The organism is Pseudoxanthomonas sp. 134C1 (genome assembly GCF_057773065.1).
Window position 1 is genome coordinate 425,964 of sequence record NZ_JBYMTH010000004.1, and the last position, 11,621, is coordinate 437,584.

The following is an 11,621-nucleotide window of genomic DNA, read 5'->3' on the forward strand; positions in this document are numbered from 1 at the left end:
TCGTCAGCGCAGGGCGCGTCGCGCGAACGCGGCGCACAGCAGGCCGATGAGCAGGTGCATGGCGATGCTGGCCGCGACCCACGCCGGGACTCCCGGCGATAGCGAAGCCGCCGACAGCGGCACCACCACATAGGTCATCACCCCGTACAGCAGAGCGCCATAGACGAGTCCCGAGGACCACGGATTCGCGATCAGCCGAGGCAGCCGGCGCGCCACCAGCGCGTAGACCGCCACCATCACGATGGCGATGCCATAGTGCAGCGCCGCACCGAGCCAGGCGGTGGCCGCGCCACCTTCGAAGCTGGCCTCGCCGAGCAGTCCGGCGGCGATCGACTGGAAAATCCGCTGGGCGGGAATGTCGTTGCGCAGTTGCCAGAAACCGGTCGCGAACAGCGCGTCCAGGGTGGCGACGAACACACCGCCCGCCAACACCCAACGCCAACGCAGGGAAGATCCAGCCAGGCTCATTCGCACCGCTCCCGCAGGCAAGGAATGCGCTGGATGCTACTTCGCCAGCCAGGCGGCCAACAGGGGGGAGGCCAGCAGGCAGGCGCGATCCAGCGTTCCGTTGGCGAGCTGGGCCAGCGTCCAGGCGTGGGAGGGCCCCAGCCGCAGCGCCGATTCCCAGGGCAGCAGGCCGAGCGCGAAGCCCAGTTGGCTGGCCATGATGAACCAGTTGGCCAACAGGACCATGGCCAGGGTCGCGAGCGCGGCCACGGTGGCCCGCCGCGCGCCCGGCCGGACCCCGGCGAAGCGCAGCAGCAACGCGGCGTCCACGGCGGCGAGCAGCGCCATCCATCCCGACTGGCGGCCCAGGTAGAGCGCCAGCAGCACCCAGATCAGGCTGAAGCACAGTCCGCCGAGCAGCAGAATGAATGGTGCCAGCCAGCGGGCGGAGGATGCGGAAGGGGAGGCGGGTGGCATGAAGGCTCCGGCAAGGGCCGCCAAGGATACGGCCTGCCGGCTTCGCCGGGGCTGCCGCGATACAATATCGGCCTTGCGCGCCCCCCACGCGCCCCCATGTGAACGGCATGTATTCCCGCAGCAGTGAACCCGTCCAATTCGAGCGTGATTGCCCCGCGGTGCTGGTGCCGCAGGGCGAGAGCGTGACCCTGCCCGCCGGCACGTATGGCTACATCACCCAGGCGCTGGGTGGCAGCTACACGGTGTTCGTGGAAGGCAATCTGTTCCGCATCGCCGGCCAGGACGCCGACGCCATCGGCAAGGAACCGACCGAACCGCTGAGCCTGCCGGTCAACGCCAGCGACGACGAGGTCGAGCAGATGGTATGGCAGCAGCTGCGCACCTGTTTCGATCCGGAAATCCCGTTCAACATCGTCGATCTGGGACTGGTCTACGAGGCCAGGCTGAACCATCGCGACGACGGCCAGCGCGAGGTCGAGGTGAAGATGACCCTGACCGCGCCCGGTTGCGGCATGGGCGAGATCCTGGTCGACGACGTGCGCAGCAAACTGGAGATGATTCCCACCGTCGTCGAGGCGGACGTGGAACTCGTGTTCGACCCGCCATGGGGCCGGCACATGATGTCGGAAGCCGCCAAGCTGGAAACCGGCATGCTCTGAGCGCCCGCGCGCGCTTTTTCTTTTTCGCAGTGGAATACAGGAAGCAAGTGATGAACGTCGCCAACGCCGCCCCCCTGGTCTATCGGGTCGAACGCTCCGCCCAGGCCCGCAGCGCCGCCGAGCGCGAGAAGATTCTCGCCGCGCCGGGTTTCGGTCTGCATTTCACCGACCACATGGTCGCCATCGAATGGGACAAGGCGCAGGGCTGGCACGACGCGCAGGTGCGTCCCTACGGTCCGCTGCCGCTGGATCCGGCTGCTTCCGTGCTGCATTACGGCCAGGAAATCTTCGAAGGCATCAAGGCGTATCGTCATGCGGATGGTTCGATCTGGACCTTCCGCCCCGACGCCAACGGTGCGCGCCTGCAGCGCTCCGCGCGCCGCCTGGCGATGCCGGAACTGCCGGTGGCCGAGTTCACCGAATCGCTGCGCCAGCTGATCGCCGTGGACGCCGATTGGGTGCCGGGCGCAGCGGAAACCAGCCTGTATTTCCGACCCTTCATGATCGGCACCGAGGCTTTCCTCGGCGTACGCGCCGCGCAGAAGGCGGGCTACTACGTCATCGCCAGCCCGGCCGGCGCGTATTTCGCAAAGGGCGTGGCACCGGTTTCGATCTGGCTGTCCACCGACTACGCGCGCGCCGCCAAGGGCGGCACCGGCGCGGCCAAATGCGGCGGCAACTACGCCGCCTCGCTGCTGCCGCAGCAGGAAGCACAGGCGCAGGGCTGCTCGCAGGTCCTGTTCCTGGATCCGGTCGAGGGCAAGTACCTGGAAGAACTGGGCGGCATGAACGTGTTCCTGGTCTACAAGGACGGCACCATCGTCACTCCGGAACTGTCCGGCAGCATCCTGGAAGGCGTGACCCGCTCCAGCATCCTGCAGCTGGCCCGCGATCGCGGCCACAAGGTCGAGGAGCGCAAGGTCTCCATCGACGAGTGGAAGCAGGGTGTGGCCTCGGGCGAGATCGCCGAAGTGTTCGCCTGCGGTACCGCGGCGGTGATCACCCCGATCGGCGAGCTGAAGGGGCGTGATTTCTCGGTGGGCGACGCGAGCGCGCCGGCCGGCGAGGTGACCATGGCGATCCGCAAGGAACTGACCGACATCCAGTACGGCAAGATTCCCGATCGCCACGGCTGGCTGGTCAAGCTGAGCGGTTGAAACGCGGCGCCAGCGGAATGACGAAAAGGCTGGGCATTGCCCGGCCTTTTCATTTTTTGGAGCATCGGTGCGGCGGTGTCAGGCCGCGAACTTCTTCGCACCCGCCACGCAGGCCACCACGCCCAGGGTCACCGCGAGCATCGCCCAGCTCACCGTTTCGCCGAGCAGCAGCGCGGCCAGCGCGAGCCCGAAGAACGGCTGCAGCAGTTGCAGCTGTCCGACCGCGGCGATTCCGCCCTGCACCAATCCGCGATACCAGAACACGAAGCCGATCAGCATGCTGAAGAGCGAGACATAGGCCAGCCCGATCCACGCCGGCATGCCCACCGGTGCGAACGATGCCGGCCGCGACGCCAGCGTGATCGGCAACACGACCGGCAGCGAGAGCACCAGCGCCCAGCAGATCACTTGCCAGCCGCCCAGCCGGCGTGACAGCCGCGCGCCTTCGGCGTAGCCCAGGCCGCAGACGAGGATCGCGGCCACCATCAGCAGATCGCCGGCCCAGGAGGCCGCCGCGTCGTGCAGGAGCGCATAGCCCGCCACGCAGAGACTGCCCAGCACCGAGAACAGCCAGAACACCGGCTTGGGTCGTTCGCCACCGCGCAGTACCCCGAAGAGCGCGGTGCTCAACGGCAGCAACCCGACGAACACGATCGTGTGCGCCGAGGAGACGTGTTGCAGGGCCAGCGCGCTCAGCAACGGATAGCCGACCACCACGCCCAGCACCACCACCGCCAGCGAGGGCAGATCGGTCCGGTCAGGGCGCGGCTGGCGGAATGCCCACAGCAGCAGCAATGCGAGCAGGCCGGCGATCGCGGCGCGGGCGCCGGTCAGGAACACCGGATCCAGAGCCAGCACCGCCACCCGGGTGGCCGGCAGCGAGCCGGCGAAGATCACCACCCCGATGAAACCGTTGATCCAGCCGCTGCCCGTCTTGTCCATTGCCCGCCTCTCGGAGAATGGCGCCAGTGGACCACGCCGCCGCCACGCGCCCCAGATACAGTCCAGTACAATCCGAAGTAACTGTTATCCCTTCAAAGGCCATACGGTTGGAGCGTACAGCGTGACGAACCGGCAGCGGGGCACCCGCATCGATCAGGTGATGGCGGCCATCCGGTCGCGGATCGCCGCGCGTTCCTACGTACCGGGCGCGCGGCTGCCTTCGGTTCGCGCGCAGGCGAAGGCCATGCAGGTCTCGGTCTCCACGGTGGTCGAAGCCTACGAGCGGCTGGGGGCCGAAGGCATCATCGCCTCGCGTCCCGGCTCCGGCTTCTACGTCGCCGGGCCGACCGCGCCGCTGGCGCTGGCGGAAATGGGGCCCCGGCTCGATCGGGAAGTCGATCCGCTCTGGATTTCGCGGCAGTCGCTGGAGACCGATGCGGCGATGCTCAAGCCCGGCTGCGGCTGGCTGCCGGCCGCGTGGATGTACGAAGCGGGCATGCGCCGCGCGCTGCGCGCGGTGGCGCGAGCGGATGCCGTCTCGCTCGCCGACTACGCCACGCCGCTCGGCCTGCCGCCCCTGCGCCAACTGCTCGCCCGGCGCCTGGCCGGACATGGCGTGGATGCCTCGCCGGATCAGATCCTGCTGAGCGATTCCGGTACGCACGCCATCGATCTGATCGGCAGGTTCCTGCTGGAACCCGGCGACACCGTGCTGGTGGATGATCCCTGCTACTTCAACTTCCATGCGCTGCTGAAGGCGCATCGGGTGAAGGTCGTCAGCGTGCCGTACACGCCGACCGGACCGGATCTGGATGCATTCGCGGCCGCGTTGCAGGCCCACGCGCCCCGGCTCTACCTCACCAATTCGGGACCGCACAATCCCACCGGCGCAACACTGTCGCCGGTGACCGCGCACCGCCTGCTGAAGCTCGCGGAGAACTCGGATCTGGTCATCGTCGAGGACGACATTTTCGCCGACTTCGAAACCAGTCCCGCGCCCCGGCTGGCCGCTTTCGACGGCCTTTCACGGGTGATCCAGATCGGCAGTTTCTCCAAGACCCTGTCGGCATCGCTGCGCTGCGGTTACATCGCCGCGCGCGCCGACTGGATCGACGCGCTGGCCGACCTCAAGCTCGCCACCGGTTTCGGTGGCAGTCGGCTTGCCGCCGATCTTCTGCTCGTGGCGTTGACCGACAGCGGTTACCGTCGGCACATGGAGGCGGTGCGGACGCGATTGGCGGAGGCCAGGGAAAAGACCCTGCCGCGACTGGCGGCGCTCGGCATCACGCCCTGGCTGACGCCGCAGGCGGGCATGTTCCTGTGGTGCCGGCTTCCCGACGGCGTGGACGCCGCACGCCTGGCACGCGCCTGCCTGGAGGAGGGCATGGTGCTCGCGCCCGGCAACGCCTTCAGCCTGTCGCCGCAGGCGGGAGGTTTCATGCGCTTCAACGTCGCCCAGTCGCTTGACCCGCGTGTTCACGCGGGTCTGAAGCGGGCACTGGCGGGCTGAACAGCCACCAGCGCCCGATCGTCACGTCGCGATCAGATCGCCTCGAAGCGATTGGCGGCGACGTTCTTGCGAACCTTGGCCGGATCCCAGATGCGACCGTTCATCGCGATGTAGACGCCCGACGGCAGCGACTGCACGGCCCCGACCGCGCAACCGATGTTGAACTCCGCGTCCGAGCCGCGGAAGCGGGCCGGATTGAGCGCGCCGGTCATCACGATGGTCTTGTCCGGAATGGATGTGAGCACATGGCCGGTCTGCACCATCGAATCGGTGCCATGGGTGATCAGCACGTGGCGCGCGGGCTGCGCGGCGACGGTGGCGCGGATCAGTTCGCGATCCTCGTCGTTGATGTGCAGCGAGTCCTTGCGGATGATCGGGATGACGGTGAAGCGGAACGTCACGCCCAGTTCCTTCAGGATCTGGCCGATCTGCGGATCGCCGATCTGATAGTCGGACTTGTCGTCGAAGTAGATCTTGTCGATCGTGCCGCCGGTGGTGACGATCAGCAGTTCTTCCATCTCAGGGCTCCTGCGCGGTCGCGGCATCCGCGAGCGCTTCTTCGGGGGTGACCAGGTGATAGCCGTCACCGTACACGTCGCACAGCGTCAGCCACGCCGCGCCCGGGGGCGCGACAACCTGCCAATTATCGCCGTTCCTGCGGCTGAACGTGCAGCGGGCGGGTGCATCCTCGTCCTCGCTCGCGATATCCGCGCCGATGGTGATCATCAGCGCCATGTTGTCGTAGTCGCGCAGGCGCGGCGGACCGCCCAGCGGCCAGGCGTGGTGCTCCCAGGCGCAGCAGCTGGCGCGTCCGGATTCGATCAGGTGGTCGTCGATCACCCGCAGTTCCGCGTAGCCGCCGCTGAAGAAATGGAAGAGTTTCCCGGTCGCCGGATCCTGGCGATAGAGATCGCCCAGGCAGTTCGGGCCTGCCCCGCACATGCCGCGCGCTTCCACTTCGAAGAAGCCGTCCTGGTCGATGTCGACCAGATCGACGTCACGCAGGGGTTCTTCCATGGCGTCGGTCCCCAGCACCAGTGCCGTCTCGAACCGCGAGCCGCCCGGCGCGGCGACCGCCACCTCGAACCGGGCCGGCGACGCGCCGGCTTCACTGGCCGCATCGCATCGAACCGCGAGGCGCAGGCGCGAGCCATCCGATTGGGTGACCACCTGTTCGCGCGGCTGGCATTCGTCCCCCTCTTCATCGGCGAACGCGGGCGACGCCGCGCACAGCGACAGCAGAAGCAGCACCGGCCAGCGCGGGAAGTGCCGCTGCCCGCCGCGCGGGCTCACGGCGCGGCCTTGCGGCCGAAGCGGGCGCGCAGCGCCGGCCAGCTGGTGGCCAGCACGATGCCCACCGACAGTGTGATCCCGCCCCACGCATAGCCGGCCTCGGCCGGCCGCGACCACGCGACCATCACCGCATGGGCGAACCAGAACAGCGCGAACACGCCCGCCCAGTAAGGTGCCCGCGGCCGATGCAGAAAATGTCCCAGCGCCAGCAGCAACGGTGGCAGGCAGAACACCAGAAGCACCGCCAGGTAGTGGCGATCGCCGCGGAACCACAGCGCGTACAGCGCCGCCAGCGCCAGCAGCATCAGTGCGGACGGGATGCGCGGACGCGCCGTCATCGCGCACCCCCCAGCCGTCGCGTGACATCGGCCACGCGCCGGCCGAGCGAGCGCGCCAGCGCGGCTTCGTCGTCACTGAGCACGGGATCGTCGCTGCCGCCGGCCACATGGCTGGCGCCGTAGGGCGAACCACCGGTGCGGGTGGTGCTCAGCAGCGTTTCGGTGAACGGAATCCCGACCAGCACACAACCGTGATGCAGCAGCGGCAGCTGCATCGACAACAGGGTCGATTCCTGGCCGCCGTGCTGGGTGGCGGTGGAGGTGAACACCGCGGCGGGCTTGTCGACCAGGGTGCCGCTGGCCCATTCCGCGCCCAGCCCGTCGATGAAATGCTTGAGTGGTGCCGCCATGTTGCCGAAGCGGGTGGGGCTGCCGAGGATCAGGCCGGCGCATTCGGCCAGATCGCGCGCTTCCACGTAGGGCGCGCCGTCTTCCGGTACCGGCGGGGCGGTCTGCTGGGTGATCGGGGCGACCGGCGGCACGGTCCGGAGGCGGGCGGCCATGCCCTCGACCTCGCCGATGCCGCGCGCGATCTGCCGGGCCAGGCGGGCCACGGAGCCGCCGCGGCTGTAGTAGAGCACCAGGATCTCGGCCATGCGTCGGTCCGTTCGCGTCAGGGCCGCCTAGTATCCCCCGAGCGACGCGGCGATGTCGCGTCGCGGACGCATCGGTTACCCTTCCCGCGTCATGGAGCCACTGGATTCCGTCAATCGCTGGACCGACCGCCTGCGCGACCGCGCACGCGCCGGTACCTTCTTCCGCTTCCTGGCCAAGCGCTTCCTCGACGATCGGCTGTTCCAGGCCGCGGCGTCGCTGGCCTACACCACGCTGTTCGCGCTGGTGCCCCTGGCGATGGTTGTGTTCGGGGTGCTGTCGGCCTTCCCGGTGTTCGATCGCTGGAGCGACCAGCTCAGTGACTACATCTTCTCCAACTTCGTGCCCAACGCGGCGCGCTCGGCCGAGATCTACATCCGCCAGTTCTCCGCCAGCGCGGGCCAGCTCACGGCGGTGGGCGTGATCGTGTTGGTGATTTCCCTGCTGATCACGCTCAACAGCGTCGAGGCGACCTTCAACCGGATCTGGCGGGTAGCCTCGTCGCGGCCGAAGTTCGGCCGTTTCCTGGTGTACTGGACCGTGCTGACGCTGGGCGCGCTGGTGGCGGCGGCATCGCTGGCGATGTCGGCCCGCTTCTTCGCCCTGCCGTTGTTCGCGACCAGCGAAGGGCAGGTGCTGCGTACCTTCGTGCTGACCCTGGCGCCGCTGCTGATCGAATTCGCCGCCATCACCATGATCTATCGGGTGGTGCCGCACCGGACCATCAAGCTGCGCTACGCGATGGCGGGCGCGTTGCTGGCCACGGCACTGCTGGAACTGGTCAAGTGGGGACTGGGCCTGTACCTGGGCAGCTTCAACACCTACCAGAAGATCTACAGCACCTTCGCCGCGGTGCCGATCCTGCTGATGTGGATCTACCTGTGCTGGGTGGCGATCCTGATGGGAGCGTCGCTGGCCTCGGCGATGGCGGCGTTCCGCTACCAGCCGGTGTCGATGCGGCTGCCGCTGGGATACGAAATCTATGGCCTGCTGCGCATGCTCGGCCGCTTCAACGAAGCGCGCGCGCGGGGACAGGGGCTGCACAGCGATCAGATCCTGGCGCTGGAGCCGATGCTGACCGACTCGCTGATCCAGCAGATGCTCGGCCAGTTGGCCGACATCAATCTGCTGCGACGGGCGGAGGAGGGCGAGTGGCTGCTGTCGCGAGACCTGGACGACATGAGCCTGGCCGAACTGTACGAAGCCTGCCAGCTGCGCATCCCGATCGCCGAAGCGCACCTGCCGTGCCGCGACGATTCGCTGGGCGTCGCCGCGCGCCGTGCGCTGGATGACCTGCGGGTGCCGCTGCGCGAACTGCTGAAGCGCCGGGTCAGCGAGATCTATCTGGATTCCAACGAGGACAATCGATGAGAGCGGTGCCGACAATCCTGCTGATGGCCATGCTGGCGCTGGCTGGCTGCAAACCTTCGACGCCGGCCGCACCCGCGACCGCACCCGCAACCGGTGAACCGAAGCCGGCCGCGGAAGCGCCCGCGGCGGATGCCGGCAACGGCATGCAAATCCGCGAGACGACCGCGGAGATTCCGACACTGGCGGTCGACACCGTCGACGGCGGCCGGTTCGACCTGTCCGCCCGGCGCGGCAAATGGGTGGTGGTCAATTTCTGGGCGACATGGTGCGCCCCCTGCCTGAAGGAAATGCCGGAACTGTCGGCGCTGGACGCGATGCGCGAGGACGTGCAGGTCATTGGCCTGGCCTACGAGGACATCACACCGGCCGACATGCAGGCCTTCCTCAAGGAACATCCGGTGGTCTATCCCATCGCGATCATCGATGTGATGGCGCCGCCGGCCGACTTCGCGACCCCGCGCGGATTGCCCACCACCTATCTGATCTCGCCGGACGGCAAGGTCGCCAAGGCATTCGCCGGACCCGTCACCGCGCACGACCTGGAAACGCTGATGGCGCAGTCTCCCGGCAAGGCAGGTTGATGCTCGCGGCGCGCTTCCTGATCGAAGGCCGGGTGCAGGGCGTGTTTTTCCGCGCCTCCACCCGTGAGCAGGCACGCCGGTTGGGGCTGGCCGGCATCGCGCGGAATCTGGAGGACGGTCGGGTGGAAGTGATCGCGGCCGGTGAGCCGGACGCCATCGAGACACTGGCCGGATGGCTGCACCATGGGCCGCCGCAGGCGCGGGTGGATCGGGTCGAACGGTCGCAATGGACTGCGCAGGTGCCACCGGGTTTCGAGGTCGGTTGATGCGCGAACAGAAAAAAGGCGGCCGATGGCCGCCTTTTTTCATGGAGGATCGCTCGGCCTACTTCTTGCCGTTGCCTTTTTCCTTGCCCTGTCCCTGTCCGCCCTGCCCGTGGCCCTTGCCCTTGCCACTTCCCTGCGCCGGTCCATGGTCGCCGCCGCGGCTCTTGCCCTTGTCGGACGCGCCTTGGCCCTGAGCCGGACGCGCGGCGCCCTTGCTGCCGCCGTTCCCATTGCCCGTGCGCGCCGGCTTGCCCTTGCCCGGACCGTGCTTGGACCAGTCGACGTGGACGTTGCGATCCACCGCGACCGGATATCCCCAACGATCATAGGTGTGGGAGAAGCCGTTCTTCAGTGCATGGAATTCCGACGAACCCGGCTTGATGCCCATGCGCTTGGCGATCGCACCCCAGCCCTGGCCGGGATTGCGCTCGTACTCGTGAACCACGTCGATGCATGGCAGGCGCAGGATGTGCGCGATGGCGCAGGCGTAATAGATGTCGCCGGCCGACCAGCGACGGCCGAACAGATCCGTCACCAGCGAGCGCGGCGCGCCGTAGTAGCCGTTCATCTCGTCGATGAAGGGCTCGCGGTAACGCGAACCATAGTCGTTGATCTCGATCAGGCGCGTGTCCACCCAGGCGTCGCCGGTGCGGAAGTTGTAGCCGACCACCTGCGCATGCGCGGCGGAAGCGGTGGCGAGCAGCAGGCCGGCGCACAACGCCAGCAGCGGCTTGGAACGATGGAGGGTGACGTTCATGGAGGCACTCCTTTTCCGGGTGCGGCGAGTCTTGGAGGAGTGGACTGAATCGGTAGTGAAAACCGTCATGTAACGCACATTCCGCATGGGCAGTGTTCAGTCCTGCGTGACAGGTCTTGTGGCGTGTTTGCAAGGAGGGATGCAATTTCCGCGAGTTCGCGCCTATCTGTCCTTCACCACACGATATTGCTTCCGTTCGCCGGTACGTGCTGCTTTGTCGTCCACGTTGGCGCACAGCCGCTCGCCGCACAGGGTCACGTCCGCCTGGTTGTAAGCCCGCAGGAGTTCGGTTTTGATTTGGTTCTGCCGTACTTCCTTGCGGCTTTGCATGACGGCATAACCGGAAGCGGACACCGCAAGGACACTACCCACCAGCAAGGCGCCGCAGCCGAGCCAGAGCCAGGTGCGCCGTTCCTGTTGTAGTGCCCTGCGCTGCTCTTCCAGCGCGCTGGCCGCCGAGGTCGCCGCACTCGCGGCGGTACCCAGTTGCTGTCGGAGTTGCTCCACGCTGTTGCCGATGCCCTGCCAGAACATCTCACCGGCCTGCTGCCGCAGAGCCTGAGCCATTTCCTGCGTCAGACCACCGGTCTGGGCGATCAACAGGCGCGCGCTTTCGTCCAGAACCCTTGCCACCTGCTGCACCTGTTGCACGGCGGATTCGCTGCGCTGTTCCAGCAGTCGGGTGACGGTCGCGAGTTCAACGACAAGACGTTCGGTATCTTCCAAAGCCATGTTCCTGTTCCTATCGACGCATGACATGCGGCGCATGGACCGGTGGCGCGGGTTCGGCCTGCGGCGGGTCCGGGCGCGTCGGTGCCGCCTGCGCGTCCAGGCGCGCCTGCCCCAGCGCGACGGCGTCACGGAACGACTGGCTGGTCGGATGACGCAGGTAGTCGTCGATGGCCGCCGACAGCCCCCGGTCATCGCCGGTCAACAGGCTGCGGTACAACCGCCCCACCACCCCGTCCAGGAACACCGCCTCCGGCCCGCGCCCGGGCGGGGCCGCCGAGGTGGGGCGCGGCTGGCGCTCCACCGCGTTCTCCAACTGCTCGTCGACGGGTCCCTTCTGCCGGCAGTGACTCACCGCCTCGGTCCGGCACGGGGCCGCCGGTCCCAGCAGGTCCACCTGCCCACGTTCGCCTTGCCGGTCGTAGCGGCCGGTGCCATACAGCCCGCGCATGTGCTGCTCGGAGCGGTGCACGACGAACTGGGCCGGGTCCTCGGGCACC

16 protein-coding genes are annotated in these 11,621 nt (G+C 67.8%); 6 read left to right on the forward strand and 10 right to left on the reverse strand.

From position 1 onward, the window contains the following. Positions 1–3 precede the first annotated feature (3 nt). Positions 4–468 (reverse strand): hypothetical protein, encoded by a 465-nt coding sequence (locus tag AC3DEZ_RS11255; protein WP_488388276.1) that lies wholly within the window; start codon positions 466–468, stop codon positions 4–6. 36 nt (positions 469–504) lie between these two features. Continuing rightward, positions 505–924: a hypothetical protein gene (locus tag AC3DEZ_RS11260; protein ID WP_488388277.1), complete on the reverse strand. Its 420-nt coding sequence runs from the start codon at positions 922–924 to the stop codon at positions 505–507. Positions 925–1,031: 107 nt separating this feature from the next. Here AC3DEZ_RS11260 and sufT point away from each other — a divergent pair, with 107 nt between their 5' ends. Both sufT and AC3DEZ_RS11270 read left to right on the forward strand, forming a co-directional pair. Continuing rightward, positions 1,032–1,583 (forward strand): putative Fe-S cluster assembly protein SufT, encoded by a 552-nt coding sequence (gene sufT, locus AC3DEZ_RS11265; protein WP_488388278.1) that lies wholly within the window; start codon positions 1,032–1,034, stop codon positions 1,581–1,583. Between the two features lie 50 nt (positions 1,584–1,633). Beyond that, positions 1,634–2,740, forward strand: coding sequence for a branched-chain amino acid aminotransferase (locus AC3DEZ_RS11270; protein ID WP_488388279.1), 1,107 nt, complete (start codon positions 1,634–1,636; stop codon positions 2,738–2,740). Positions 2,741–2,818: 78 nt separating this feature from the next. Here the strand turns inward: AC3DEZ_RS11270 and AC3DEZ_RS11275 are convergent, their stop codons facing one another. Then, positions 2,819–3,682 (reverse strand): DMT family transporter, encoded by an 864-nt coding sequence (locus tag AC3DEZ_RS11275; RefSeq protein ID WP_488388280.1) that lies wholly within the window; start codon positions 3,680–3,682, stop codon positions 2,819–2,821. 160 nt (positions 3,683–3,842) lie between these two features. Between AC3DEZ_RS11275 and AC3DEZ_RS11280 the strand changes: the two genes are divergently transcribed. Then, positions 3,843–5,192: an aminotransferase-like domain-containing protein gene (locus AC3DEZ_RS11280; protein ID WP_488388303.1), complete on the forward strand. Its 1,350-nt coding sequence runs from the start codon at positions 3,843–3,845 to the stop codon at positions 5,190–5,192. A gap of 32 nt (positions 5,193–5,224) precedes the next feature. On the opposite strand, the gene AC3DEZ_RS11285 is transcribed toward AC3DEZ_RS11280, so the two are convergent. The 4 genes from AC3DEZ_RS11285 to wrbA are packed head-to-tail and all read right to left on the reverse strand — an operon-like array spanning position 5,225 to position 7,419. Continuing rightward, positions 5,225–5,710, reverse strand: coding sequence for an asparaginase domain-containing protein (locus AC3DEZ_RS11285; RefSeq protein WP_447103133.1), 486 nt, complete (start codon positions 5,708–5,710; stop codon positions 5,225–5,227). A gap of 1 nt (position 5,711) precedes the next feature. Then, positions 5,712–6,485, reverse strand: a complete 774-nt coding sequence (locus tag AC3DEZ_RS11290) for a hypothetical protein (protein WP_488388281.1) — start codon at positions 6,483–6,485, stop codon at positions 5,712–5,714. Continuing rightward, positions 6,482–6,823 (reverse strand): DUF2069 domain-containing protein, encoded by a 342-nt coding sequence (locus tag AC3DEZ_RS11295; protein ID WP_488388282.1) that lies wholly within the window; start codon positions 6,821–6,823, stop codon positions 6,482–6,484. Before AC3DEZ_RS11295 ends, AC3DEZ_RS11290 begins: the two co-directional genes overlap by 4 nt. Continuing rightward, complete coding sequence (gene wrbA, locus AC3DEZ_RS11300) at positions 6,820–7,419, reverse strand: NAD(P)H:quinone oxidoreductase (RefSeq protein ID WP_488388283.1); 600 nt, start codon at positions 7,417–7,419, stop codon at positions 6,820–6,822. Before wrbA ends, AC3DEZ_RS11295 begins: the two co-directional genes overlap by 4 nt. 91 nt (positions 7,420–7,510) lie before the next feature. Here wrbA and AC3DEZ_RS11305 point away from each other — a divergent pair, with 91 nt between their 5' ends. From AC3DEZ_RS11305 to AC3DEZ_RS11315, 3 genes are read left to right on the forward strand one after another with little or no spacing between them, the layout of a single operon-like run. After that, entirely contained in the window at positions 7,511–8,788 is a 1,278-nt protein-coding gene (locus tag AC3DEZ_RS11305; RefSeq protein ID WP_447105290.1) for a YihY family inner membrane protein, read from the forward strand. Next, complete coding sequence (locus tag AC3DEZ_RS11310; RefSeq protein ID WP_488388284.1) at positions 8,785–9,369, forward strand: TlpA family protein disulfide reductase; 585 nt, start codon at positions 8,785–8,787, stop codon at positions 9,367–9,369. The genes AC3DEZ_RS11305 and AC3DEZ_RS11310 overlap by 4 nt, the downstream gene beginning before the upstream one ends. Further along, positions 9,369–9,635, forward strand: a complete 267-nt coding sequence (locus AC3DEZ_RS11315) for an acylphosphatase (protein ID WP_488388285.1) — start codon at positions 9,369–9,371, stop codon at positions 9,633–9,635. The genes AC3DEZ_RS11310 and AC3DEZ_RS11315 overlap by 1 nt, the downstream gene beginning before the upstream one ends. 58 nt (positions 9,636–9,693) lie before the next feature. Here AC3DEZ_RS11315 and AC3DEZ_RS11320 read toward each other — a convergent pair whose 3' ends face one another. From AC3DEZ_RS11320 to AC3DEZ_RS11330, 3 genes are all read right to left on the reverse strand, one after another. Continuing rightward, positions 9,694–10,392 (reverse strand): hypothetical protein, encoded by a 699-nt coding sequence (locus tag AC3DEZ_RS11320; RefSeq protein ID WP_488388286.1) that lies wholly within the window; start codon positions 10,390–10,392, stop codon positions 9,694–9,696. Positions 10,393–10,554: 162 nt separating this feature from the next. After that, positions 10,555–11,124, reverse strand: a complete 570-nt coding sequence (locus tag AC3DEZ_RS11325; protein ID WP_488388287.1) for a hypothetical protein — start codon at positions 11,122–11,124, stop codon at positions 10,555–10,557. 10 nt (positions 11,125–11,134) lie between these two features. Beyond that, the coding region (locus AC3DEZ_RS11330; RefSeq protein WP_488388288.1) for a hypothetical protein at positions 11,135–11,621 on the reverse strand (487 nt) is incomplete at its 5' end.

Excerpts from the sequence above, each read along its gene's own strand:
- wrbA (WP_488388283.1), bottom strand. The coding sequence starts at position 7,419 with ATGGCCGAGATCCTGGTGCTCTACTACAGCCGCGGCGGCTCCGTGGCC.
- AC3DEZ_RS11255 (WP_488388276.1), bottom strand. The coding sequence starts at position 468 with ATGAGCCTGGCTGGATCTTCCCTGCGTTGGCGTTGGGTGTTGGCGGGC.
- AC3DEZ_RS11260 (WP_488388277.1), bottom strand. The coding sequence starts at position 924 with ATGCCACCCGCCTCCCCTTCCGCATCCTCCGCCCGCTGGCTGGCACCA.
- AC3DEZ_RS11280 (WP_488388303.1), top strand. The coding sequence starts at position 3,843 with ATGGCGGCCATCCGGTCGCGGATCGCCGCGCGTTCCTACGTACCGGGC.
- AC3DEZ_RS11320 (WP_488388286.1), bottom strand. The coding sequence starts at position 10,392 with ATGAACGTCACCCTCCATCGTTCCAAGCCGCTGCTGGCGTTGTGCGCC.
- AC3DEZ_RS11310 (WP_488388284.1), top strand. The coding sequence starts at position 8,785 with ATGAGAGCGGTGCCGACAATCCTGCTGATGGCCATGCTGGCGCTGGCT.
- AC3DEZ_RS11325 (WP_488388287.1), bottom strand. The coding sequence starts at position 11,124 with ATGGCTTTGGAAGATACCGAACGTCTTGTCGTTGAACTCGCGACCGTC.
- AC3DEZ_RS11285 (WP_447103133.1), bottom strand. The coding sequence starts at position 5,710 with ATGGAAGAACTGCTGATCGTCACCACCGGCGGCACGATCGACAAGATC.
- AC3DEZ_RS11305 (WP_447105290.1), top strand. The coding sequence starts at position 7,511 with ATGGAGCCACTGGATTCCGTCAATCGCTGGACCGACCGCCTGCGCGAC.
- AC3DEZ_RS11295 (WP_488388282.1), bottom strand. The coding sequence starts at position 6,823 with ATGACGGCGCGTCCGCGCATCCCGTCCGCACTGATGCTGCTGGCGCTG.
- sufT (WP_488388278.1), top strand. The coding sequence starts at position 1,032 with ATGTATTCCCGCAGCAGTGAACCCGTCCAATTCGAGCGTGATTGCCCC.
- AC3DEZ_RS11315 (WP_488388285.1), top strand. The coding sequence starts at position 9,369 with ATGCTCGCGGCGCGCTTCCTGATCGAAGGCCGGGTGCAGGGCGTGTTT.
- AC3DEZ_RS11275 (WP_488388280.1), bottom strand. The coding sequence starts at position 3,682 with ATGGACAAGACGGGCAGCGGCTGGATCAACGGTTTCATCGGGGTGGTG.
- AC3DEZ_RS11270 (WP_488388279.1), top strand. The coding sequence starts at position 1,634 with ATGAACGTCGCCAACGCCGCCCCCCTGGTCTATCGGGTCGAACGCTCC.